Origin of the sequence: Nakamurella alba (assembly GCF_009707545.1) — a bacterium.
GTDB classification, from domain to species: domain Bacteria; phylum Actinomycetota; class Actinomycetes; order Mycobacteriales; family Nakamurellaceae; genus Nakamurella; species Nakamurella alba.
Genome location: NZ_WLYK01000005.1, coordinates 339,277 through 364,594, shown reverse-complemented (window position 1 = coordinate 364,594; position 25,318 = coordinate 339,277). Strand labels below are relative to the sequence as shown.

Annotated in this window: 15 protein-coding genes and 2 pseudogenes; 11 read left to right on the top strand and 6 right to left on the bottom strand. The window is 69.6% G+C overall.

The window, feature by feature from the left end; all coding sequences use genetic code 11:
- Positions 1–644: 644 nt before the first annotated feature.
- On the top strand, positions 645–1,604 hold the full coding sequence (locus GIS00_RS13705) for a DM13 domain-containing protein (RefSeq protein ID WP_154768980.1): 960 nt from the start codon (positions 645–647) through the stop codon (positions 1,602–1,604).
- Positions 1,605–1,736: 132 nt separating this feature from the next.
- Here the strand turns inward: GIS00_RS13705 and dnaA are convergent, their stop codons facing one another.
- Entirely contained in the window at positions 1,737–3,416 is a 1,680-nt protein-coding gene (gene dnaA / locus GIS00_RS13700) for a chromosomal replication initiator protein DnaA (protein ID WP_322097941.1), read from the bottom strand.
- 890 nt (positions 3,417–4,306) lie between these two features.
- On the opposite strand from dnaA, the gene rpmH reads away from it, so the two are divergent.
- From rpmH to rsmG, 6 genes and pseudogenes are all read left to right on the top strand, one after another.
- Positions 4,307–4,444: a 50S ribosomal protein L34 gene (rpmH, locus tag GIS00_RS13695; RefSeq protein WP_088287484.1), complete on the top strand. Its 138-nt coding sequence runs from the start codon at positions 4,307–4,309 to the stop codon at positions 4,442–4,444.
- Positions 4,445–4,480: 36 nt separating this feature from the next.
- Positions 4,481–4,828, top strand: coding sequence for a ribonuclease P protein component (gene rnpA / locus GIS00_RS13690; protein WP_322097940.1), 348 nt, complete (start codon positions 4,481–4,483; stop codon positions 4,826–4,828).
- Positions 4,825–5,070: pseudogene (gene yidD, locus GIS00_RS29345) on the top strand (membrane protein insertion efficiency factor YidD); the annotation flags it as partial. The gene rnpA and the pseudogene yidD, both read left to right, overlap by 4 nt.
- 194 nt (positions 5,071–5,264) lie before the next feature.
- Positions 5,265–6,527: a membrane protein insertase YidC gene (yidC, locus tag GIS00_RS13680; protein ID WP_322097938.1), complete on the top strand. Its 1,263-nt coding sequence runs from the start codon at positions 5,265–5,267 to the stop codon at positions 6,525–6,527.
- Positions 6,528–6,625: 98 nt separating this feature from the next.
- Positions 6,626–7,177 (top strand): Jag family protein, encoded by a 552-nt coding sequence (locus tag GIS00_RS13675; RefSeq protein WP_154768979.1) that lies wholly within the window; start codon positions 6,626–6,628, stop codon positions 7,175–7,177.
- Between the two features lie 115 nt (positions 7,178–7,292).
- Complete coding sequence (gene rsmG, locus GIS00_RS13670) at positions 7,293–8,099, top strand: 16S rRNA (guanine(527)-N(7))-methyltransferase RsmG (protein WP_322097937.1); 807 nt, start codon at positions 7,293–7,295, stop codon at positions 8,097–8,099.
- A 1,140-nt stretch (positions 8,100–9,239) separates the two neighbouring features.
- Here the strand turns inward: rsmG and GIS00_RS13665 are convergent.
- A complete protein-coding gene (locus GIS00_RS13665) occupies positions 9,240–10,166 on the bottom strand; it encodes a MerR family transcriptional regulator (RefSeq protein ID WP_154768978.1) in 927 nt (308 codons plus the stop codon).
- Positions 10,167–10,175: 9 nt separating this feature from the next.
- Between GIS00_RS13665 and GIS00_RS13660 the strand changes: the two genes are divergently transcribed.
- The 3 genes and pseudogenes from GIS00_RS13660 (at position 10,176) to GIS00_RS13645 (ending at position 16,341) form a co-directional block, all read left to right on the top strand.
- The gene (locus GIS00_RS13660; protein WP_230313539.1) at positions 10,176–10,634 is read left to right on the top strand and encodes a DUF6194 family protein; all 459 of its coding nucleotides are present in this window, start codon (positions 10,176–10,178) and stop codon (positions 10,632–10,634) included.
- Positions 10,635–14,185: 3,551 nt separating this feature from the next.
- A pseudogene (locus GIS00_RS13650) lies at positions 14,186–15,094 on the top strand (ParA family protein); the annotation flags it as partial.
- A gap of 95 nt (positions 15,095–15,189) precedes the next feature.
- A complete protein-coding gene (locus GIS00_RS13645) occupies positions 15,190–16,341 on the top strand; it encodes a ParB/RepB/Spo0J family partition protein (protein ID WP_154768975.1) in 1,152 nt (383 codons plus the stop codon).
- A gap of 1,243 nt (positions 16,342–17,584) precedes the next feature.
- On the opposite strand, the gene GIS00_RS13640 is transcribed toward GIS00_RS13645, so the two are convergent.
- From GIS00_RS13640 to GIS00_RS13630, 3 genes are read right to left on the bottom strand one after another with little or no spacing between them, the layout of a single operon-like run.
- Positions 17,585–18,463 (bottom strand): HAD family hydrolase, encoded by an 879-nt coding sequence (locus GIS00_RS13640; protein WP_154768974.1) that lies wholly within the window; start codon positions 18,461–18,463, stop codon positions 17,585–17,587.
- A complete protein-coding gene (locus GIS00_RS13635) occupies positions 18,460–21,015 on the bottom strand; it encodes a phosphoribosyltransferase domain-containing protein (RefSeq protein WP_322097936.1) in 2,556 nt (851 codons plus the stop codon). Before GIS00_RS13635 ends, GIS00_RS13640 begins: the two co-directional genes overlap by 4 nt.
- Entirely contained in the window at positions 21,012–22,175 is a 1,164-nt protein-coding gene (locus GIS00_RS13630) for an HpcH/HpaI aldolase/citrate lyase family protein (RefSeq protein WP_322097935.1), read from the bottom strand. The genes GIS00_RS13635 and GIS00_RS13630 overlap by 4 nt, the downstream gene beginning before the upstream one ends.
- Before the next feature lie 629 nt (positions 22,176–22,804).
- On the opposite strand from GIS00_RS13630, the gene GIS00_RS28425 reads away from it, so the two are divergent.
- Positions 22,805–24,070: an ATP-grasp domain-containing protein gene (locus GIS00_RS28425; RefSeq protein ID WP_154768972.1), complete on the top strand. Its 1,266-nt coding sequence runs from the start codon at positions 22,805–22,807 to the stop codon at positions 24,068–24,070.
- Here GIS00_RS28425 and GIS00_RS13620 read toward each other — a convergent pair.
- Positions 24,001–25,242 (bottom strand): hypothetical protein, encoded by a 1,242-nt coding sequence (locus GIS00_RS13620; protein ID WP_154768971.1) that lies wholly within the window; start codon positions 25,240–25,242, stop codon positions 24,001–24,003. The two genes, GIS00_RS28425 and GIS00_RS13620, sit on opposite strands and share 70 nt — an antisense overlap.
- Positions 25,243–25,318 lie beyond the last annotated feature (76 nt).

Genomic DNA, 25,318 nt, shown 5'->3' with positions numbered 1-25,318 from the left:
GACTGACACCGTACGGCCAAGGAGGCGATCACGTCATCCCCGGGGACCGGGTTCTCCTGGTCCGGGCTGTGCTCCGGGTTCCCTGGGTGGGACGGTCGATCTCGGGAAGCCGGACGGATCCACACACCTGGGTACTGGAGAGATCTCTTGGAGAGAGAAATTCAGTCGTAGTAGTAGGTGCTGTGGATTGTGGGGACCGGGGTCGTCCGCGCTGGCCGCACGGTGTGGCACGATGTGCAGGAGACCAGGGGTCGGGACGGGGACCGACGGTCGGGTGTGGGGACGGACGACGTCGATGCTCAGGTGTCCACCCGCTGTCCACAGTTGTCCACAGGGTTGTCCACATGATGTGCATGGTGTCGAGCAGTGGTCGAGGGATCGCCGAAAGTGATCATGAGAGTGACGCGCTCTCCCGGTGGCCGGTCGGGTCCGGCTCGATGACGACTGGAGAGTTGACAGTGCGTGGCCGGGTGTCCGGCCACCCACCCGGACGCCGATGGCTGCCGGCCGGGTCGATCGAACCTGTTCGACCGCGCGGGCGTTCATGATGGGTACGCGAGGAATGTCCGGTGCCGGATCGCGGCGTGGGCCCGGCCTGGGCACTCCTGGAACTCCCCGGATGTCGACGGGTCGGACGGAGGACGGTGCTCACGAACGCCGGCAGGGAACCGCGCCGCAGGCGCTGGGAACGGAAGTGGGATGTCATCGGGCTGATCGCTCTCGCGGTCGGTGGCGGCGTCTGGGCCCTGCTGCGGCCGGGGATCGCCCGGTCGGTCCTGGGCAGTCCGCAGGCGCTGCTGATCCTTGCGGGGGCGCTGCTGCTGGGGGTCGTGGTCGGGCTGGTCGTGTTCCGCTGGTCCCGGCGGCCTCTGGTGGCACGGGGTCTGGCGCTGGTGCCGATGCTGGTGGTGTTCCTGTGGAGCGAGATCCTGCCGCAGGTGCGCGGACCCGTGGTGGCCGCTGACGCCGATCCGCTCGCAGTTGCTGCGACCGCAGCATCGGACGTGACCGTGCCGCCCCTGGGTGGGACCGGCTCCCTGACAACAGCATCGGCGCCGTCGTCACCGACATCCGAGACGTCGTACCCTCTCTCCACGACCGGCTCGTCCCCCCGAACGACGGTGTCGACCGCTGCCTCCGAGAACAGCTCCCGGCCAACAGGTTCCGCTTCAGACACCGACGTGCCGTCCCCGCCCGGACCGCCGGCGACATCGATCCCGACGCCGACCCCACCACCCCCGACCGTGGCCACCGGTTCCGCACCGCCGGCAACGGCGACGGCGGTGCTGCCGCGGCTGCAGGGATCCGGCGCACTGGTCGGGATCGACCACCGCGCGAGCGGCGTCGTCCGGGTCATCGACGTCGCCGAGGGGGCGGTGGTGCGGTTCGAGGACTTCTCCGTGGAACCGGGACCGGACTACGTCCTGCACGTGGTGCCCGGGGCGGACGCGGTCGAACCGGGTGGCCAGGACCTCGGGCGGTTCGCCACGACCGACGGTGCGGTGAACGTGCCGATCGCCGACGTCAGCGGCGTCGTCACCGTGCTGATCTGGTGCCGCGCCTACGCCGTCCCGGTGGCGGCCGCCACCATCACCCTGGCCTGAGGTGTCCCGGCCTGCGCAGCCCTCGGTCCGGTCCGAACGGGACAGCATCGTCGGGGCCGCGCTGTTGCGGACGCCTGCACATACCCGGGTCATGCCGACAGCGACTGCAGCAGAACAGGGATCAACCCGGGATCAGCGGCGGGCGCGGTCCCTGATGCGGGAGGTCAGTTCCTGCACCTGGTCGTAGGTCTGCTGCTTGTTGGTCATCTCGCCGCGGATCTTCTTCGCCGCGTGCATGACGGTGGTGTGGTCACGGCCGCCGAAGGTCTGGCCGATCTTGGGCAGGGTCAGGTCGGTGAGCTCGCGGCACAGGTACATGGCGATCTGCCGCGCCGTCACCACCCCGCGGGTCTTCATCGGCCCGCACAGCTCGTCCATCGACACCTCGAAGAACTCGCTGGTCACGGCCATGATCGTGGCGGCATCGATGTCGGTGGCCGCGGCGTCCCGGATGAGGTCGCGCAGCACCACCTGGGCCAGCGAGAGGTCGACCGGCTGGCGGTTGAGCGAGGCGAACGCGGTGACCCGGATCAGCGCACCCTCGAGCTCGCGGATGTTCCGCTCGATCCGGGACGCGATGAACTCCATGACGTCGTCGCTGACGTCGAGGTGGTCGAGCGCGGCCTTCTTCCGCAGGATCGCGATCCGGGTCTCCAGCTCAGGTGGCTGGATGTCGGTGGTCAGGCCCCACTCGAACCGGGTGCGCAGCCGGTCCTCCAGGGTCTCCAGCCGCTTCGGTGCGCGGTCGGAGGTGATGACGATCTGCTTGTTGGCGTTGTAGAGGGTGTTGAAGGTGTGGAAGAACTCCTCCTGGGTGCCCTCCTTGCCCTCGAGGAACTGGATGTCGTCGACCAGCAGGACGTCGACATCGCGGTACCTGCGCTGGAACGCGACCTTGCGGTCGTCCCGGAGCGAGTTGATGAAGTCGTTGGTGAACTCCTCGCTGGAGACGTACCGCACCTTGATCCCCGGGAAGAGCCGCTGGGCGTAGTGCCCGATCCCGTGCAGCAGGTGGGTCTTCCCCAGCCCGGAGTCGCCCCAGATGAACAGCGGGTTGTACGCCTGGGCCGGTGCTTCGGCGACCGCGACCGCAGCGGCGTGCGCGAACCGGTTGGACGAGCCGATGACGAACGTCTCGAAGTGGTACTTCTCGTTCAGCCGGGTCTGGGAGGGGGTGGCCGGCGGGGTGTCCCGGCGCAAGGCCGCTGCCGGCCAGATCTCCGAGACCGTCGCCAGACGCGCGGCCTCGTCGTCCTCGTCGTCCTCGTCCGCTTCGTCGCCGTCCTGGATCATCTGCCCCGCAAGGGATGTCGGCTCGGGCATCCCGGCGGTGAAGGCGCTGTGGGTCGGGCCCGCGGGCAGATCCGAGGGAGGTCCGGCCTGCACGGGGACGAAGCCGGATCCGGGTCGGGCCACCTCCGGCAGGGGGTGGATCGGGCCGACCGCCGGGCCGACCTCGGCCGGGTAGGTTGCGGCCTGGCCGGAGCTGCCGATCGTCGGGCGGCCGTTCGAACCGCCGTCGACGGGGTGGGACTCGGCGGTCGCCGCCGCGGTCGGCTCGGTCACGGTCACCGCGACGGAGACGGTGTGGCCGATCCGGGCGGCGAGGGCCGCCGAGATGGGCTGCCGGAGCGTGCGCTCGATCGATTCGCGGGCGTAGGAGGACGGAGCGGCGAGCAGGGCGGTGTTGCCGAACAGGGCAGCGAGCTCGGTGATCGAGAGCCATGCGCGCTGCTGCGGGGACAGGTCCGCGGACAGGTCGGCGACGACCCCGCGCCAGAGGTGCACCAGCTCCTGGACTTCATCGGCCACGAACCGGATTCTCCCTCTGCTCTACGGACACCGGAACGCTGTCCACAGAGTTGTCCACAGGGAGTGGACAACTCTGCCGCGCCGGCGGCCGGACCCCCCGGGGTGCCGTTCGGGTCATCACCGTCGTGCAACTGTCGGTGGGAGCCCTCGTCTGCTCTGGCCACGCGACGAGAAGCTAACAACAGAACTCGCCCGACCACAAGACGGCCGGTCAGGGCAAGCATCCGGCCCGGCGTGTTGCGCGAGAAGTGTTCCGTGGAACCAAATGGACAGACGGGATGTTCTGGTCACCGATGAGCGCACGGTGACCGGACCCGGTGGGTGAACCGTGGGGATCCGGACATCCGGGAGCGATCATGGTCAGCGCAGGTGGACGCCGTGCAGCGCACCGTGCGGCAGCGTACGGACCGTGTTCGGACCCCGTCCACCTGCCGTTCGGCTGCTGTGTTCCGGCAGTCGCCGGCCCGGCGGGGGTCGTCGGTGGCGACCGTCACCGAGCGTCCGGTTCCGGCTCTACGGATGCCGAGCCGGCACGTCCGGGTGGACTTCGGTGGGCCGTTCGGTCGGCGGCTTCCGGACCCGGAACGAAGTCCCATCCGGAGGCTTCCGGATGCCGATCGGTTTGACCCGCTCCCTGCCGGTCTCTACCCTGGGTACAGACCCGATCGGTGTGGGCTGCTGCATGCCGTTGTCCGGGGTCGACGCGTGCCGTGGAAACTTCACGGTGTCGGACTCCGGACCTGCCCTGTCACCGTCGGTGTCGTGCCTGTTCCGGCTTCGTACCGGCAGGCGCGACGGCACCACCCGACGCAGTGGCAGGACCGCAACACCGGCAGTACAGCATCACCAGCACGACACAGGTCGGCAGTACACACCTTGGAGAGATCACCGTGAGCAAGCGCACCTTCCAGCCCAACAACCGGCGCCGGGCCAAGACCCACGGCTTCCGTCTGCGCATGCGTACCCGCGCCGGCCGCGCCATCCTGGCCGCCCGCCGCCGCAAGGGCCGCGACGAGCTGTCGGCCTGACCGGTCGACCGCTCCGGTCGACCCGCGGACACGCCTGTGCTCCCGACGGCCGCCCGCCTGCACACCTCCGGTGAATTCGCCGCTGTGGTGCGCTCCGGGCGCCGCGCCGGAACCCGCCGTCTCGTCGTCCATCTGCTGACCACCGATCGGCAGATGCCCGCGAGGGCGGGTTTCGTGGTGTCCGGGAAGATCGGCGGATCCGTGGTCCGGCACCGGATCACCCGCCGTCTGCGGCCGATCGTCCGCGAACGGCTGGCCACGCTGCCGCCGGGGACCGACCTGGTGATCCGGGCACTGCCCGCCGCTGCTGACGCCGATTCCGCTGCCCTGGCAAGTGATCTCGGGTCCGGCATCGCCTCGGCGCTGCGCAAGGCGGCCCGGTGAGACGCCCGGGGCCGGTGGCCTGGCTGCTCATCGCGCCGATCCGCTTCTACCAACGCTTCATCACGCCGTACACCCCGGCGACCTGTCGCTATTACCCGACCTGCTCGACGTATGCGGTGACCGCGTTGCGCGAGCACGGTGCATTCAAGGGCAGCTGGTTGACGGTTCGTCGGCTCGGGCGCTGCCATCCGTGGAGCGACGGCGGGATCGATCATGTGCCGCCGCGTCGGGAACGCAGCGGCGCGCACGGGAGTTCAACGTCCGTGGATCCGATGGGAACGACCTGTGAGCACGGCGCGAGCCGCGGCCCGGTCGTCGCCGGATCCGGTGGCCCGAGCATCGTTGCCGCGGCGTCGGCCTGCGGTGCGGACCACCATCACGAAGCCCCGTCCGGTCCCGGACGATCCAGCCCCTCATCGGAGAAGAGCACCGCGGCGTGACGTTCAACTTTTTCTCGCTGGACTACATCTACTACCCGGTCTCCGGGATCATGTGGGTCTGGCACAAGGTGTTCGGCTCCTTCATGGGGTACGACAACTCGTGGGCCTGGGTGCTCTCGGTCGTCTTCCTCGTCTTCACCCTCCGGCTGATCCTGTTCAAGCCGTTCCTCAAGCAGATGGACAGCCAGCTCAAGATGCAGGCCGTCCAGCCCGAGATGAAGCGGCTGCGCGAGAAGTACAAGGACGACCGGCAGCGTCTCGCCGAAGAGATGATGAAGCTCAACAAGGAGTCGGGCGTCAACCCGCTCTCGAGCTGCCTGCCCGCGCTGGTCCAGGCACCCGTCTTCATCGGTCTGTTCCACGTGCTGCGGATGTTCCAGCCGGTCCCGGAAGCGGGCTCGGAGACCGGATTCGGGTTCCGGCAGAACGTCTACTTCTTCGGCGCATCGGACGTGCAGTCGTTCGGGCTCGCGAAGATCTTCGGCGGGGCTCCGCTGTCGTCGTCGATGACGATGCCCGCGGACCAGCTGCTGCACATGGCCGGCGACCGCGGCACGATCATCACCGTCGGCATCCCGCTGACCATCCTGGCCGGCTTCGCCACCTTCCTGACCTCCCGCCGGTCCGTGCTGCGGCAGCGGGAGATCAACCCGGAGGCGGCCGCCACCCCCCAGACCGCGATCATGAACAAGCTGATGATGTTCGTGTTCCCGGTGTTCGTCGTCGTCGGTGGCCCCTTCTTCCCGCTGGCGATCCTCTTCTACTGGCTGGCCAACAACAGCTGGACCTTCGGGCAGCTGTGGGTCGCGCACCGGATGCAGGACCGCAAGAAGGCTGCCCAGGCGCTGATCGTCGAAGAGGCGAAAGAAGCCGCCAAGTTCTCCAAGCCGACCCCGGGTGCCAAGCCCAAGCCCGGTGCGAAGCCGGTGGCGGGGGCCAAGGCCCGGCCGGTGGTCCAGCCGAAGAGCCGGACCGAGCAGCCGGCCGATCCGCCGACCGGGACCTCGTTGACGAAACAGCCTGCGACGAATCCGGATCCGAACGACGGCGGCGCGAACACGACCGCCGCGGGCGGCGGAGGTTCCGCGGGCGGTGGCGCGGCGAACGGCACTGCGAGCAACGGCGCGGCGGGAGGTTCAGCGGCCGGCGCCGGTGCGTCCGGCGGTGCGAGCCGGAACGGCGGCGGCCAACGACCCGGCGGACGGTCGCCGAACAGGCCGTCGAACAACCGCAAGAAGAAGCCCGGCAACCGTCGCTGACCTTCGCGACCTGACCGCCAGCGACCTGCGCCACGGCGCGAGCCGCCCACCAGACCACCGGGATCGTCCCGGCACCGCCAGTTATCCGAGGTGACCTCATGACCGACACCAGCACCGACATCCTCACCGACGGCACCGATGCCGTCGAAGATGTGCCCAGCACCCCGTCCCGCGGCCGCGGCCATGCCGGCGACCTCGTCGCCGAGGGCGACGCCGCCGGCGACTACCTCGAGCGACTGCTCGACATCCTCGACTACGACGGTGACATCGACCTGGACGTCGAGGGCGAGCGCGCCGTCGTCTCGATCATCGGCGACGGTGACATCGACAAGCTGGTCGGTGAGCGCGGCGAGGTCCTCGATGCGCTGCAGGAGCTGACCCGCCTGGCGGCCACCGCCGAGACCGGGCAGCGTTCGCGGCTGATGCTCGACATCGCCGGGTACCGCGCGAAGCGCCGGGAGGAGCTGACCGCTCTCGGCCTTCGGTCCGCGCAGGAGGCGCTCGACGACGGCGCCCCGGTGAAGCTGCCCGCCATGAACCCGTTCGAGCGGAAGATCGTGCACGACGCGGTCGCCACCGTCGAGGGCGTCGAGTCGTCGAGCGAGGGCGAGGAGCCGCGGCGTCGCGTGGTGGTCTCCCCCGCTTCCTGACGTTGATCCCGGTTGCGTTCCGGACGACCGGCGGCGGCCCGAACGGCCGCCGCCGGTCGTTTCGCGTGGGCACGACGGTCGTCGGTAGATCCGTCACGGTGACGATGGAGCTCCGGTGACAGGCGGTCCCGCCGCCGGCTCGGATGACCTCGGTGCGAGCGGGCGCCGAGATGCCGTGCCGGCCGTCCCGGATCACGGTCCGGTGGAGCCCGCCGCGGCGATGGCCGTGCCGGTGGAGCCGGAACCGGAGATGACCGCCGACGTGTTCGGCGACGGCGTCGACCGGGCACGCCGGTATGTCGAGCTGCTGGCGACCGACGGCATCCTGCACGGGCTGATCGGCCCGCGGGAGCGGGCCCGGCTGTGGAGCCGGCACGTGCTGAACTCCGCGGTCGCCGCTCCCCTGCTCCCGGCCGACGGCACCATCGTCGACATCGGCAGCGGCGCCGGTCTCCCCGGCATTCCGATGGCCATCGCCCGACCCGACTGCCGGCTGGTGCTGGTCGAACCACTGGAGCGACGCTGCGCGTTCCTGGTGGCGGCGATCGCGGCCCTTGGACTCGAGAACTGTGAGGTCGTCCGGGGACGGGCGGAGCAGGTGGCTGCCACCCACGGGGGTGCCGACGCAGCGACCTCCCGCGCGGTGGCACCGCTGGCCAAGCTGGCCGGCTGGTCCGTCCCGTTCCTCCGGACCGGCGGCGAGTTATTGGCACTCAAGGGTTCCAGCGCGTCGGAGGAGATCGAGCGTGATCGCGCCGCGCTCCTCCGGCTCGGGCTCGCCGAACTGTCGGTGATCCCTGTCGGTGCGGGCGTGGTGGATCCACCCACCCAGGTGGTTCGCGGGGTGATGGGCGCTCGACCCGCTGCTGCGGGGCGGTCCTCGCGATCCTCTCGCCGCTCCGGTCGGTCCGCGCGCGGCTGAGCGCCGGTTCTTCGGGACGCCGTCGCGCGGGTCGCTGCAACCGTCTGCCATCTCCGGTGACCTGGCTCAGGCTGTTCGGCTCTCGGCCGGCGGGCCGCCGCATCTGCCGATGCGTCCACATCCACTCGGGTGTGTGTGTCGACCGGTGCGTCCGCAACCACGGTCCGCCCGCCCGGTTCCCATGGCGGCTGATGTGATTGCGGCGGGTGGCCGGCCGGTGCGTTACTCCCGCGACCACCCTCCGCGACCGTCTGTCCGACCAACATGCGGTCATCGGGCGGGATCACGCGCCCGGTTCCCACGGCGGCAGATGTGATTGCGGCGGGTGACCGGCCGGTGCGTCGCTCCCGCGACCACCCTCCGCGACCGTCCGACGGACCAACGTGCGGTCATCGGGCGGGATCACGCGCCCGGCACAGTCGAGGACGGTCTCGATCATGGTCGCCGCTTACTCAATCCCACCGTCGACCCTCCTCTCGGTCGGTGGGGCGCCGCCGTCTCGGTCCCGACTGTCGCTCCCGTCTCGTTCCCGACCATCGTCGACTGTGCGGGTCGAGCGGCGTGGCCGCGCAGGGAATGAGCGCCGACCGGACCTGGCGCCGTGCTGCGCGAATCGCCGGCCACGACGTGATCGGGACGGGCGGTCCCGTGGCCCTGGCCGCCCCGGCATCGTGCTCGACGTACGGGCGTACCCATCGGTGGGATGCGGCCTGCTCCGGCAGCTGTTGGCATCGACGGCGTCGCCGGTCTGTCGGTAAGAGGTCTCGGCCGAATGACAGGGATGTAGTTCTGTCCACCGTGTGGACAACGCATGTGGACACAGTGGAACGCACTGCGGGTCGGTCTTCCTGAACTACACGGATGTGATTCGATCCCCAGTGTGGACAGCGGCTGTGGACAACTTTGTCACCAGCCATGACGGGCGGTCGAGGCCCTTGATGCGGATCGAGCGACATCCGTTGACCGGTTGGCATCCTGGGTGCGAATGACATGCCTGTCATTCCGTCCACCGTTGTGGATCAGTCGTGTGGACAACTCTTGCGGCGCCGGAGGGTGTCCGGTGGGCGGCTGTACGCCGAGGCTCCTGAGGTCGGCAGATCTCTCGCTCTGGCGTTGGGTAGTTGGGCGTGGCGCCGGCGATCATTCGGCGTGTGCCGTGGAGCGGTCTTCCGTGCTCGGCTCCGTTTCACGTGAAACATCAGCGGACGCGGCTCCGGAGTTCTGCTCGTCGTCCGATGGCTTCGGGGGTTCGGCACCGCCGGGAGACCCGGAGGACTGGATCTCTTCGAACAGCTCAACGAGGTCTGCGCCGAGTCGGAGCAGCTGTGCAGTTCTGGTGGCGATCAAGTCGAGCCGGCGCTCGAGGAGCGCGGCCACTGTCGTGATGTCCGCGCCCCGGCCGAGATCGGTCATGGTGGCCCGGACCGCGGGGATGCCCTGCCCGGCAGCGCGGAGCGCGGCGACCAGCCGTCCTTCCCCAACAGCCCCCGGCGGATAGAGGCGCGCACGTTGACTGCCGATCCGTTCCGGATGGATCAGGCCCTCCCGCTCCCAGAACCGTAGCGTCGAGGTACGCACGCCCAGTGCATCCGCGAACTCCGTGATGGTCATCTGCTCCTCTGCGACCTCCCCTCCCCCACCCGGTTCGCTGCCGCTGCGGGAGCCCGCTCGCTCCTCGGATTCTGCGGACATGCGGCGAATGGCCGACAGGCCGCCGATGGTCTCGTCCCGTGCCCGGACATTCACCACGTGCAGGCGGGCGACCGCATCGAAGACGGCACCGCGTGATTCGTGACGGGCCATTCCCAGCACCCGCCGGGCCGCGACCGGGCCGGCGGCCTCGGCGAGTCGGCGGTACAGCTTCAGCGTCTCGAGGTGAACACGCGTGAATGTCCGGTATCCGTTTCGCTCTCGAATCGCGGGTGGGATCACCCCGAGCCTCTCGAGGTCGCGGACCTGTTGCACGGAGTACCCCGACTCGTTGGAGAGGTCGATCGTGCGCAGCGGTCGGTCTGCAGCGCCCTGTGCGTACGGATCCACAACCCCACACAAGCACTTCAAGGTCATGCTTGAAGCATGGACATGGACGAACTGATCGCCGAAGTCAGAACCTTCGAGGGTTCTCTGGTGGTGGTCCCCGCGAGAGGCGGAGAGTTTCCGGAGATCGCCTGGGGCGACGCCTTCATGTACTACGCGCCGGACGGCGTGATGCCGCGGGAGCAACCGTACGGGACGATCATCGTGAAGGACTATCCGGACGACGACCGCTCGGGTCTGGACTATCCGACGCGCTGGCGGGTGAACATCCGGGTCGACGATGAGAGCTTCGAACGGCTGGTGGGATTGCCGCGGCGGCAGCTGCCCGACACCTGGGACGTGTCCGCGACCGACACGTTCTTCGCCCATCCGGTGTACGGCTCGCTCGGGTGGGTCTGCGTGATCAGTCCCGACTCGACCGGCGGCGAAGTTGTCGACCTCCTGCGGCTCGGACACGACAAGGCGCGCCGCCATGCTCGTCGAGGTGCGGGTGGCTGACGCCGCCCTTCGGGCCGGGAGCACCGCCGACGTGCCTGTTCCACATGGAACGCCGCCGCGGCTACCGCGCGGGAGCGTGCGCCAGGCCTATTGGACCGCGAACGCAGTCGGATCGGAGCGCCGGCCAGAGGTGGGGCCGCTACTGAGCCGCGCGACCTTTCCGGTCTGCTGTTTCATCATCAGGTCTGCCCGTCGTCGGACGATGCAGTCAGCGTATGGGCGTCGGACGCCGGTGGCCAGGGGAGGTCACCGGCGATGGCCGGTCCTGCCTCTCAACCTCTCCCTGACTGTCGGCCGGACCCTGGTGAGCAACCTCGTTGCCCGCCGGCGCTGACGACCGGTCATCACCAAGAGCTTCCCGCTGTGCTTCTCACCGGGCTCTGGGTGGCGACCAGTGCTCGACTTCTGGGCGCGGACACAGATGGGAGTCCGCATCGAATCGCCGGCGGAGGCCACCATGCCGGCCGGAGCCGAGGGCCGCGATGTCACCCAGGCACCGAACCTCTCCATTGGTGACCGTGATCGAGCAGTGACGCAACGATGTCGCCGGTGCCTCCGGGGGCTTGGCGAACAGGCCGTGTTGGTGGATCGGACGTCACTGCCGGGTCGTGGGACTCCAGGTCGTTGGTGGTCTTGGGATGTGGTCGGCGCCGGTGGCCACGAGCGGCAGGCTGCGCGGCGTTTCGGCCAACGCCATTCGGGGGCTCGTCCATCAAGCTGCTGCGTGTGGATCGGACGCCGACGCCGGGTCGTGAGACCCCAGTCGTCTCGGTGGAACCAGCGTTTCGTCGCCGCCGGCGGCCGCGGGTGACATGGCTGGGGCCGGCTGCCGAGGGGCGGTGTTGTGACAGTCCGCTGGCTCAGCTGACGATCATCGGCGGGTGCTCCGGCGAACCCGTTCGTGATGGATGCAGTCATCCGGTCTGAGCCATAGGCACGATGCATACCGTCGATGAGACGACGCTGCTGACGCGATTCCGTCGGCGACGATCGCAGGCCCGTTTCACGTGAAACAGGGCCGCCGCGATCGGGCTGCGGAGACGGGGCGCGAGATGGCGGGGTTACGGGTTACGTCTGGGATGTCGACCCGCAACGTCGGGTACCCCTGGTAGCTCGCGGGCCTCGCCGATCCTGGCGAGGCCGACCACAGGCGACCTGACAGGAACTGTGAGCGCATCCGAACCGCCACAGCCGCCGCCGCTGTCAATAGGCCTGGAGCGGACCAACCCCCAGCGCGCACGGACCGGGATGGTCCTGCACTCCCCTCCCCCACACGATGTCATGGACAGCGGCGTCGTCCGAGTGCCCGTCGATCGGCAATGGCAGTCACAGCCGGTGTGAGCCGCGGGGACTGAGCGCTCCTGCCGGTCGCCCAGAGGGACTCGCTGGCGTGAGTCGGGGTGCCTACGTGCCTCAACCACGGCGTGCACCGTGACCCCATGTCCGGGACCGGAGTCATGTTCGGCATCCGTCGCGCTGCTAGTTGCTGGGTCGGGATTCACCTGTGGGTACCTCTCCGCCGTCTCGCCCGACGGAGATCGCCTCGACCGATCCGGTTGAGTACTGGCTGCGTGAACGTCACCTGGGCTTCTCGCACGATGATGTCCGGCGTGCGGTGCCGGCTCCTTGGTGGTGGCATCGCTGACCGGGATCAGACGCTGCTGCCGACTGAGGCGAACAGTGCAATCGCTGTGTCGCGTCCACCTCGAGCCGGCGGTGACCCAACGCCTCCCGCTCGTCTCGCGGTCAGCATTCCGGTCAGTGGTGCGCAGGTATGCGGCTCGACCTATAGCGGAGCCGGCCCGTCCCGGTATTGCTGTTGCTCGTACGTGGGGCAGGTGGAGCTCCGCCGCAACGGCGATCGCGGCCCCGGTTCGGCGAAGTCTGTCATCGGGTGTGTGCAACGGCCCGGAGGGTGGTTCGGCTGTCTCGCTCGACGATGCCGTGGGTCAGGTCTGCTGTCGGCGAGGCTGATGCCAGTGGCTGTGGCCGGAGGTTGAGTTCGGAACTGGGAGACACAGTCAGCTCTGCAACCGGCCGGGAGGGGGTCCGATTGCGTCGACGTCTGCCCGGTGTTCCACGTGAAACAAGTTGGGCAGATGGACAGACTGCCCGGTTGTCGTGCGCGACGCTGCGCGAGTGATCCGCGGCCCTGCGGTTGCCGGGTAGCCGGAGGGCGCCTCGCGAGCGATCCGCGGCGTTGTGGTCGCCGCGTCACCGAACTGGCTTCGCCCGATACATCAGTCCGTGAAGACGGCCGGGCCCGCAGACGAGCTGTCGCGGACTCTTCGAGCGGCGGGTGCAGTGCCTGCGTGTCCCGGCGTCGTCGGCCGTGGACGCCGGCCCTGACCCTGTGCCACGGAATCATCCTCGGTGCCGGCGCGAGGATTCGGCCGACCGGACGGCCGGAGCATTCGACGGCTCCGGAGCTTCAGCGGCTGTGGTGATTCTCGGTCGGTCGTTGCCGGCAGCGGTCGGAGCTCCGGACCGGACGCAGCGCTCTGAGAGGACGCTTCTGCCTCAAGCGTTTCACGTGAAACGTCACGGCCGCCGACGCGGAGAACGGGCCCGTTCGATGCGGCGCTGTTCAGCCGGTCCCGGCGCTCCTGGCCGTGGCCTTGTTCAGTGTGCCGGAACCACGTGCGTTGCCGTGGCGGACCTCGGCACGTCGATGGGTGCGGAGTTGGTGTGGTCGCCGGAGGTGTTCGAATCCGCTACGGCTTGGCGAGCGGCGTGTCGCGGCACCGTCACAGAGGTGATGTCGGTTGCGTGTTTCACGTGAAACAGTCCGGCGCCGAGCACGGCATGTCCGGGTGTGACCCCGGTGGCGGTTGGCCTCGGACACACGGCGGTGACGCTCATGGGCCGACATTGCCCCGCGCATCTACCTTGTGGCGGACAGACGCAGCCCCGCTCTGGATGCTGTGGTGCATCAACATGCTGCGGCTGCGGATCTCGGTGGTGAGCGGCACAGCCAGATGGGTCGCGATGGTCGTCATGTTTCACGTGAAACACCTCGGTTGCCGCGGGAGAGCGGGGATCGAGGTCTCGAAGGGCTCCGTCGGCCTGCCGCTCCGGTGGCCCGAAGGTGGCCAACATGCTCGACCTCTCCAGCCGGAAACCTTGGGTGCCACCTTCATCGGCGAGCTGGCATCGCGGGTGACCTGTGAACGGCCGGTGTGCCTTGGCTCGCTGACCAAGCTGGGTCACGCTCGCGGTCTCTGACCCCCCACTGCCGTCGGAACGAGCACGGCGGCCCACACCTTCCGCAACATCACAGGAGCCGGCCAAGTTCTCTGGTCAGCCCGACCCGGTGCCGAGAATCCCATTGGCCCTGCGGACTGCGGGGCGCGCTGTGGATGCAGACGAACGCACTGCCCGGCTCGCTGCCGGGCCCGGTGGGGTGCCCGCGGGAGCCCGCCGACAGGACCTCAACCCGACCATGAGGGATACCCACGGCTGTCCACAGGACTGCGTGCGCAGATCTGGTCGCGAGCATGTGGTGCCGTAGTCTGCGACGTACACCTTCCGCTTCTCGGGCGGTGTTCGAGATGGGAGCCCGGGTGACTTCGGATGCCGATGTTTCACGTGAAACTTCGAGCCTGAACGGTCCCGCAGAACTCCACGACTCCCCCATTGCGCGTGCTGCGCGGCAGGCGATCGAGGTGAAGAGCGGCGGTCTCACCATGCCGCGCCCGCGCCATCGCCGGGTCTTCAGTGTGGCGAACCAGAAGGGTGGGGTCGGGAAAACGACCTCCACCGTGAACGTCGCGGCGGCACTGGCACTCGCAGGGTTGTCCGTCCTGGTGGTCGATCTGGATCCGCAGGGGAATGCGTCGACCGCACTGGCGGTCGATCGGTCGATGGGCACTCCATCGATCTACGAAGTCCTGCTCGGTGAGCTCACAGCCGCCGAGGCGGTGCAGACCTGTCCCTATGCGCCCCGGCTCGGCTGCATTCCCGCCACCATCGACCTGGCCGGCGCCGAGATCGAGCTCGTTTCCATGGTGGCTCGGGAGACCCGGTTGAAGAAGGCGCTCCTCGAGGTCGCGGACTCCTACGACTACATCTTCGTCGACTGCCCGCCGTCACTCGGTCTGCTCACCGTCAACGCGTTGGTGGCAACCGAAGAGGTGTTGATCCCGATCCAGTGCGAGTACTACGCACTGGAAGGGCTCGGTCAGTTGCTCAGGAACATCGACCTCGTCAAGCAGCATCTGAATCCGTCCCTCGACGTCTCCACGATCCTGCTGACGATGTACGACGGGCGCACCAAGCTCGCCGACCAGGTCGCCCACGAGGTTCGCGAACACTTCGGGACCAAGGTGCTGGAGACCGTCATCCCGCGTTCGGTGAAGGTGTCGGAGGCACCCGGGTTCGGCCAGTCGGTCCTCACCTACGACCCGGGATCCCGCGGTGCGATGAGCTACCTCGACGCCGCCCGGGAGATCGCCGACCGGGGTGCCGGCACCGGGCCGGGAGACACGGGTAGCGGCGGCACGAGCGCCGACCACATCACTACGACAGCGGCCACCAACGGTGCGGAGGAATCGGCATGAGTAAGTCCAAAGGCGGACTGGGTCGAGGGCTGGCAGCGCTGATCCCCACGGGTCCGGCGACGAACACGGTCAATGCGGTGTTCATGCAGGGTCCGCCGAAGAAGGACGATGCAGCGTCGACGACGGCGTCGGACGCGGCGGAATCCACATCGGCGACGGCCGCGACCGCAGCTGAGAAGGCGAACGACGCGGCACCGGCTTCCGAGGCCGATGGCGCGACAGCGACCGCCACTCCCCCGGTCGAGGAGTCGCCGACGGACAGCAATGACTCCGGAGCAATGGCGTCCGCAGCGGTCACCTCGTCCGGCGGGCCGGGTTACTTCGAGCTGCCGATCGACCAGATCCGGCCGAACGCCCGGAACCCCAGGACCGTGTTCGACGAGGACGCTCTCGCCGAACTGGAACACTCACTCCGTGAGTTCGGTCTGCTGCAACCGATCGTCGTGCGACCGGTCGACGACGGTTACGAACTGGTCATGGGTGAGCGCCGGTGGCGAGCTGCCCAGCAGGCCGGGCTCACCACGATCCCGGCGATCGTCCGCCGTACCGAGGACGCGGACATGCTCCGCGATGCCCTGTTGGAGAACATCCATCGGACGAACCTCAACCCGCTCGAGGAGGCGGCTGCCTACCAGCAGCTGCTCGAGGAGTTCGAGGTGACGCAGGAGGAGCTTGCCTCTCGCATCGGTCGCAGCCGGCCGGTCATCTCGAACACCATCCGACTGCTGAAGCTGCCCGTGGCGGTGCAGCGACGGGTGGCTGCCGGCGTGCTGTCCGCGGGTCACGCGCGGGCGCTGCTCGGACTCGAGGAGCCGGCCGAGCAGGAGGACCTCGCTGCCCGGATCGTGGCGGAGGGCCTTTCTGTCCGCGGCACCGAAGAAGCAGTTGTCCTGATGGCGGGGAAGTCCCGGACGAAGAAGCGTGCCGCGCCGAAAAAGCTGATCATGCCTGGACTTTCGTCCCTGGCCGAGAAGCTGTCCGACGCCTTCGATACTCGGGTCCGGGTCGAGCTCGGCCGGCAGAAGGGCCGCGTGGTCGTCGAGTTCGCGACGGTGGACGATCTGCACCGCATCATCCAGATCATGTCGCCCGAGGCCCTGCCGCCCGGACTCCGGAACTCCGCTCCCCCGACCGGCAGCGCTTCCTGATCCGTCGACCCGGCGGCGCTGGCCCCCAGTGTGTTGTCGTCGGCGCAGGTGACAACAGCTGCGCCGCAGTCGGTTTCGCGGCGACCGCCGCTCGCGGTTCGACCCGGCGTGGCGGCCGGATCGCTTGGCCCCGGCGGGAGGAGAGGTGCAGGACTCAGACCGATGTTCCGACGTTTGCGGCGTGCTCGGGCGCGCCGCTGGCCTCGGGAGTCGCGCGCGAGGTTGTCGCATCGACGGTCACCGCGATGGTGTCGCCGACTCCCAGGTTCAACGCTCTCGCCGGCACCGGCCACTGCGAGGACCACTCCTGGATCGGGTGTCGGGTTCGGCGGCCGGTCCCCGTTTTCCGGGTCCGTCGTACTGTATGGGCGCCGGTGGGTAGCCGGAGTCGCACTCGCTGATCACAATCGACGGCAGCACACCCAGGCGGTCGGCTCACTGATGGGTGCCCGGCGATCAAACGTCGCCCCGCTGCGGCTCGGCCGTGGCCAGGTTCTACCGCTCCGCGCGAGCCGGGGGTAGTTGAGATGGCTGAAGTCGGCGATGTCCACGATCCGGCCGGCCGGGAACGTCTGGAAGGGCAACCGGAAACGAATTCGACGCATCCACCTGCCCTACCTCGATTCGTCACGGTGACGTATCCGGAGAGACGTCAGGACTGTTGATCGAGAACCGTTGTACAGGAACATATTTCGAGCATTGTGGTTCAGTAGCACCGCACCGCGGCGCGCCGCGGGTTCGCTGCCGCCATCAGCAGTGTGTGGAGGCGTGGAACGACTCCATCCCGCCGCATCGCGAGAGCGTCGCGGTCTGCCAACGACGACAAACCTGGACCGATACCGCCGGAGGCGTCCCCGGACGCCGGTTCTTCGAGCGTCCGGCGCCGAGTTGCGATCCGGTCTCTCGGCCCCAACCGGCGACCCGCGAAGCCGGGCGTCGAAGCGAGGTGACCGAGCGCGATTCGTCGTCGTTCTCGCCCAGTGCGACACGGTGCCGGCTCTGGCCGTCGACGCAGCAGGCGGGGTACCGAGCGACGATGGAATGTGTCGCCGAGCTCTGCTGCCGGCTCGACAGTCGACAAGGCCGCAGACGACTTGAGCGGTGAGGGTCGGCTGCGTTCAGGACACCGCCGCCGACGCATCCGGATCGAGATCGCCGAGGTCGAGTCCGACCGGTCGGCGAACCAGGCGGTGATGTCGTCGGCCGGGCAGTCGCCGGGTCGAGCAGCGAGGGTCAGCTACGTTCAGGACACCGCGACTGCGGCGGCCAACGCATCCGGATCGAGATCACCGAGGTCGAGACCGACCCGGTCGGCGAACCAGGCGGTGATGTCGTCCGCCGCCAGCACGCCGGCATGCTCGGTGACCGCGACGGTCGGGTGGGTCCAGCCGACGGCCGCGAGCTCACCGTGCGGCGGGCGGAGTCCGGCGGTCGCGGCTGCGAGGAAGCCGGCGTCGAGCGCCCCGTCCCCGGAGGCGAGCACCGTCGAGGCGCCGGCTCGCTGCTTCACCTCGGCCAGTGCGTTCTCCTTCGACAACGACCCGGGGATGGCGTAGATCTTCCGTCCCTGGACGGACACCCGCCATCCCCGCTCGTCGCACCAGGCCCGCCAGTCATCGATGAAACCAGTTGGCAGCTGTGCGATGTCGACCACGGCATAACAGAACAGATCATCACCGGTCCGTCGCTTCAACATCCATGCCGGGTCCGACCGGTGCTTCAGTTCGTCCTTGACCTCGGCGAGAGACGCTCCGGTGCCGGCGATCCCGGCGTGGGCGGCAGCGTTCCAGTCCCGGTCCGGGACTCCCTGCCGCAGGATGTTGCCGCCGTTGCTGGTGATGGCCCACCCGTGGGTGATGCCGACGAACCCGATCCGCCGGAACTGCGCGATGGTCCGGGTGGTGGTGGGCACGAACACGCTCTGCCGGCTGAGCGCCGCCAGCCGCAGAGCGGTGGTAAGTGTCATGAACGAGTGCGGCCGTCCCTCGATGACCTCGACCGACACCAGGGTCGGTGCCTGCTCGTCGGTACCGGGCAGCTGCAGGGCCGACGGCGAGTAGATCAGCGTTCGATCGAGATCGCTGGCCAGTACGGTCGATCCCTGCAGTCCCTGCACGGTCATCCTTCCCCACGGTCGGCCGCGGACAGCGGCCGGATCAGTCCCACACACGAGTACGGCAGATCGGGCCGGACCTCGACCGGCACACCACGATCGGCGGCGAGCAGGCGCAGGTGCGCATGGTCCGGGTGATCTGCCTCCCGCACCAGAATGCGCCACGGAACCCTGCGGAGCAGCACCCGCGTGGTCTCCCCCACACCCGGCTTCACGAAGTTCACCGAGCTGATGCCGTACTCCTCGCGGATCCGCTCGATCGCGGCCCAGCCGGCGAAGGTCACCGACCGGTCCCCGGTCAGCACCGCGGTCAGCTGATCGGAGACCGCGCCGCGAACGGCGTCGAACTCCGCGGCCACGGCGTCGACGAGGACCTGCGAGACGTCACCGTCGGCCAGGTCGGCGTAGAACTTCGCGCCGTGGAACTGGTCGGGCCGGAGGAAGTCGGGGTTGAGCACCGTCCGCGACACCAGACCGGAGACCGTCGAGTTCAGACAGGCCGAAGCGATGAGGAAGTCGTCGCGCGTGCCGAAGGTACGGACGCACTCCCCCGGATCGGCCAACACGGCGAGATCGTCGACGAAGTCCCACCCGTCGGTCTCCCGGACCTCGGCCAGTGCCGCCGACAGCTCCTTGGCGATCGCGCCCTTCCCGGTCCAGCCGTCGACGAACACCACCGACGACGGGGTGTGATGGCGGGCCAGATAACCGAGCGCGACCCGGTCGATCCCGCGGCCACGCACGATGGACACCGCGTAGTGGGGGAGGTCGAGACCGTGCATCTGCTGCGCCCACCGGCGCATGAGCACGCCGATCGGCGTGCCGGCCCGCGCCAATGACACCAGGACGACGTCGTGTCCGCGTTCGGCCAGCACCAGCTCGGTCACCACGCCGACCGCAGTGGCCAGCCGCTGCGCCGACCCGGCGAGCACCTCGGCGAACAGCTGCTGGTAGGTCGCGTCCGGCTGGTACTCGACCGGCAGGGACTCGGCGTAGTGCGCCTGACCGGCCTGGATGAGGCGTTCCCGTTGCGCCACATCGGCTTCCAGGTCGAGATGCGACAGGTCGGTCAGCAGCCAGGCGACGTCGTCAGTCGGGTACGAGCCGAAAGCCGGTCCGCGCAGCGGCTCCGGAAGAACAGGTACCGCCGCCACCCGGACCGGCAGGACGACCGTTCCGGCCGAGGCGATCACCCCGGCGGCTGCGGCCAGCTGCGCCGGGTCGGTGCCGTGATCGCCCACCAGCACGACAACGTCGGCCTCGTCGGCGGTATCGGTGCCATCGGGCGCGAATGCGTTGTACAGATACCGGTGTGCGTCCACTCCGGCGTCGGTGGCAGGGATGACGAACCGCCGTCGGACCGGATATCCGGGGCCGTCCGCGGGCCAGACCGGGGAACGGGTGGTCGACTGGAACCCGACCTGCAGATCCCCGGCCGCCGCCAGACCCAGACCGATCAGCACCGGCACGTACATGAACTCCTCGGTGCCGACCACCGTCACCGTGCGGGTACCGGCCGGCAGCAGGCTGCGGACGACCGCCGCCGCCCGTTCCGCGGCAGCGGTGACACCCGGGTGGTCCGGGAGCGCCAGACCGTGCCGACCGGACTCGGGGAGTCCGGCCGGCCACGCGAGATCCACGACCTCCGTGAGGATCCCGCTGCCGACAGCAGGAGTCGCAGCGCCGGGCCCGAGGGACCCGTCCGACGTCACGTCGGCGGGATCCGGCAGCAGGGGTCCGAAGTCGAGCGCGGGGGTGACGGGATGCGCGTCCTGCCAGTCGGACACCTCGGTCAGCAGTCCGTCCGGCAACCGCACCGTGCCGGACGCGAGCGCGACCACCTCGATCACCACGCCGAGCTCGGCAGCGAGATCGTCGATGACCGAGTGGTCCTCCGCCGACCGCAGGTCGACCAGGCAGGCCAGCACGTACCGGCGGTGCGGGCGCGTGGCGTGCAGTTCGCGGATGGTCCCGATGGCGGTGCGGCCGGTCGACAGCTCGTCGTCGACCAGCACGAGTGTCGTGGACTCCGTCAGCTGGTCGGCCGGGACCGGTTGCAGCAGATGGGTTGTCGCGTGCGAGTGACCTTCCTCGAAGGTACCGGTGACCGGCACGCCCGGGTCGGGCCGGCGCGTGGAGTGCAGCGTCCACCGGGCTCCGAGCTGCTCGGCGACGAGATGTCCCAGGGCGGTGGCGGTCTCGGCATATCCGAGCACCACGCAGTCGGTGGGCACCGGCGCCGGGAGAGCGTCCAGCAGAGCCGCGCGGTCGCCGCCGACGACGGTCCGCCGGGCGGCGTCCACCCAGGATCCGGGCACCTCGCCGCCGACCAGGCGCAGCCGGACCAGCGCGCCCAGCAGGCGCCCGGCACCCGCGACAGTTCGCACGTCGACCGGCAGGTGCTTGCCCAGCACGGTCGAGACGAGCAGGTGGGCACGACGTGGGTTGCGGCGCAACGCCAGTCGGACGAGATCGGTCACCTCGAGGCCGACCGGGGACGACCCCGGAGCGATCGAGACACCGAAGCTCTCGGTGACCCAACCGGGCAGCACGGCCGTCACGCGTCGTCGCCCTGCAGCAGGGCGGACAGCACGTCGACGTGGCTGGAATCCGGGTGCAGCACACCGAAAGCGGCGGCGCGGTCGACGATCCGGCCGGCCCAGCGACGGTGCGGTCGCATCTCGTTCATCTTGTTCCTGGCACCGGAGGCGCGGACGCCGTCGGCGTCCGAGGCGAGGATGTCGAGCGCGTCCTGGTACTCCTCCTGCGGGACCACCGACAGGGCGTGCACGATCGCCACGTGGGACGGATGGATCACCGTCTTGCCGATCAGCCCGTTCGCCCTGTCCAGCAACACCTCTCGGAGCAGGCCGTCGACATCGCTCTGCACCAGGTGGTGCCGGAAGGAGCTCGCCTGCCGCTCCGCGAACGGCGTCTGCCGGAGCTGCGGCCGCAGCATGCGTTCGTGGCCGGCGAAGTACTCCCAGACCGGCCCGGTGATCGCGTAGCCGGTGCCGTCCGCCCGGCCGAGATGATTGACGACCTCGGCGATCAGGTCGGCAACCACCCCGACGTCGTAGATGGTCAGGTCGCGGTCCCGCCGGATCCCGTACAGGCCGCACAGGTCGGTGGCGCCCAGCCGGACGGCCAGCACGAACTCGCGGTACTGGTGGAGCAGGCCGCGGATCGCGGTCAGTGCCTCGTCCCTGGTCTCCCGGTAGAGCACGTCCTGGGTCTCCAGCACCGGCATCGCCAGCAGTCGCAGCCCGGACTGCTCGGAGGCGTTCGCGATCTCGGCGAGGAACCGCGCGCCGGTCGCGGCCGAGAACTTCGGCAGCACAAAACCCTGGAGGTGGCAGGACTTCTCGGGCAGACCGTCGACGATCGTGCGGATCTGGTCGGGGGTGCGCACCCGGACGAACAACTGCGCCGGCAGCGGATCGGACGACAGCTTGTCCAGGGTCTCCTGGACCTTCAGCATCGCGTCGGCGACATCGCGGTCGGCGACCGCGTCCTCCAGGTCCAGGACCATGGACCGGACACCCTCGGCGGCCCGCTTGCGCAACGTGGTGGCCAGATCGCTGCGGCTACCGGGCATGTACAGCGTCGCCCCGAGCGCATGGGCCAGCACGGACCGGGGGCTCTCGGAGTGGAAGTCCTGCGGTTGGTGCAGGAACAGGTCCGAACGCACGGCGTCGCTGAGGTGGTCGAAGTGGCGCACGGGTCTCCTCGTCGTCCGGTTCGCACGTGGGTTCGCCGGGTACGCCCGGCTACCGCCGCCTGCATGTCGTGGTGGTCCTGCTGATGGTGCCTCCGGTTCCCTTCCCCGGGCCCCGGTGCACAGGGCCGGAAGTGGGTCGAGAACCGTTGTGCGACAGGATCGTCCGACGTCGCCGTCGACGGATCCGCCGCACGTGTCACAGGTCGGGGTCGACAGCGACCCTTCCGGTGCGACCGGCGTGACGACCCTGGCACGACGGACGGCAGCCGGCCCGCCGGCGCCGTCGACCACAGTGTGCACCATGGCAGGGACCAGCGGGACCCGTCGCCCGGATCCGCCGCCGACCACTGGATGAACAGGACGAAACGAGCGTGTGAATGGGCCGACACATTCGGCCGTTAGCATGACCCGTGTCGGGACAGGACCTGCGGCCCGTGAACCGGCGCCCTCACCGGCTTCCCCGCCCGGCGCAACGCTGCACCGGCGGCCCCCTGTTGTCCTGCTCCGTCCCGTTGCTGTCCTGTGCCGTCCTGCTCCGCCCCACCGTCCCACCGTTGTTCTCCGCTGTCTCAGTGTTGCGCCCCGCTGTTTCCCGTCCCGTCCGTCGTGCACGTCCCTCAGGAGTGTCGGTGTCACCGATCCGCATCTGGCTCAATCGCAACTTCGCCACGAGCCTGCACCTGATGCGACAGCTCCGGGAGAATCCGGACGGGACCCCGGTGGAGATCTACGCGTCACACGTCGACCCGTCGTCGCCGGTGCTCGCCGGCGCCGACCACGTGCTCGCGGAGCCGGACGCCGACGCCGAGGACTTCGTCGACCGGATGCTGGCCACCTGCCGGCGGCACCGCATCGACGTCCTGCTGCCGGTCGGCGGCATGGCGGCGATCGCCCGCCGGCTGGCCGAGTTCGACGAGGCCGGGGTGGCCGTCATCACACCGCCGTCGGCGGCCATCGACCTGCTGGACGACAAGGCCGCCACCTACCGCGCGTTGGACGGCGACCCCTTGGTCCCGCCGTGGCGATCGGTCCGCTCGGCCGACGACTTCGACGAGGCGGTCGATGCGCTCGGCCCGCTCTGGGCCACCGGGCACCCGCTGGTGCTGAAGCCTGCCCGCGGCGTCGGCGCCGAGGGGGTCCGGTTCCTGACCCGGAGCGAACCGACCCTGGACGACCTGCTCGGCCCGGCCGCACCGGTGCTGCGAGCCCGGCAGGTCCGGGAGATCCTGCGCCGGCACGAGGGCGCGGTGCCCGAGTTCCTGCTGATGCCGTACCTGTCGAACCCCGAGACGAGCCTGGACATCGTGGCCCGCGACGGCGAGATGCTGGCGGCGGTGCCGCGGCGCAAGTCCGGCCGGCGGCGGGTGCTCGACGGCGACCCGTCACTGTTCGGAGCGGCCCGCGAGCTGGTCTCGCGGTTCGGTCTGCACGGCCTGGTCAACGTCCAGTTCCGTTGGTACCAGGAATGTCCCGCGCTGCTGGAGATCAACACCCGACCGGCCGGTGGTCTGTTCCAGACCGAGCTGGCCGGGGTGAACCTGGTCTGGGCGGCGGTCCGGGTCGCGCTCGGACTCGAGGCCGACCTGCCGATGCCGGTGCTCGGGGCGGAGTACGTGACGATCACGTCGATCGTGCCGCTGACCGGCGTTCCCGCGGCGCTGCCGTCGCCGGTCGGTCTGCCCTCGCCGGTCGGTCTGCCGTCGGTGGCGCTGCCGGAGAACATGCCGGCTGCTGTGTCGGCAGGCTCTGCCGTGGCGGCGGGGACAACGATGTCAGCCGTATCGGCAGCGGCAGGGGCAGGCACAGGCACCGTGGGCGACCGGCCTCAGCGGATCTCCGCCCTGACCTTGTCCACCACGCCCCTGACGAACGACTCGACCCCGGCGAGCGCCTGAAGGTACCCCCAGTAATCGGGGTGCGCGCCGGTCAGGCCGTCCACGGCGCGGTCGATCCGGTCGACCTGGGCGTCCAGCACGCTGCCCCACTCGGGCACCTTGCCGCGGTCGACCACCAGCAGCTGGGCGTCCCGCAGCCGGAAACGGGCTGCCTTCGCGGCCTTCTGCGGATCGTCGCGGGTCTCCCGCAGCACCCGTAGCCGCTCGGTGAGCGCCTTGTGGCCGTCCTCGGCCTCCGACAGGTGCCGCCGGACGTCCTTCAACGCGTCCCCGGCCTTCTCCACCTCACCCGCGTCGAGCAGTCGCCCGGCATCCGCGAACTCACCGCGGGCCTGCTCCAGCGCCTTCCGGGCGCGCTCGTCGGTGCCGGCCAGATCCCGGGTGCTGGCCGCGGAGAACTCGCGGAGCAGGGCGGACCGGGTGGTGCCGAGGTTGTCGAGCCGGGTGGTGACGGCCTCGATCCGGGTGCGCACGCTGGCCATCGACGACTTCACCGCCGGCGCCAGGGTTCGTGCCCGGGTGACCCGATCGGTCACCTGCGAGGCCGCCGACCGGACAGCGGCCGCGGCCTGCCGCAGCATGCCCGGCCGCCCGCTGCCCTCGGCCGCCGACAGCGAACCCAGCGCCGAGATCAGCTCTCCCGCGGCGTCCTGCACGCTCGGATAGGCGACGCCCTCCTCCTCGGCCCGGGTGAGCTCGCGCTCGGCGGCCAGCGCCGCCTGCTTGGCCTCGGCGGCCAGCTGCGGGGTGGCCGATCGCTGGGCCCGCGCCGACTCGAGCTCGGCGGAGTGCTTGCGGTAGAAGGCATCCACCGCGTTCGCGGCGTCGGCGAGCTCGTGGTGCACCTGCAGGAACGCGCGCTGCGCGGCACCGGCGTCGACGTTCGTCGGACGGTCCAGCTCGTCGGTCAGCCGGAACCGGTTCGAGACGTCCAGGTAGCGTCCGGATGCCTGCAGGCAGTCGTCCGCGATCTTCGCCCAGGACCGTTGCAGCGCAGACGTTCCCGCCGCCGTGTCCGGCCCGGCGAGCTCATTGACCGCGGCGATCGCGTCCGCCACGTACGACTGGCGGTTGTCCAGGTCGAGGAAGGCCGCGACGGCACCGTCCAGGGCCGCTTGGGCGGCAGCTTCCTGGGGACGCCGGGATGTTCGTCCCGACCAGCTCGTGGACATCACCATCGATCCTACGGGTGGCGGCTGTGCGGCCCGGTGCGATCACGGACAGAGCGATCAGGGACCAGTGCGATCA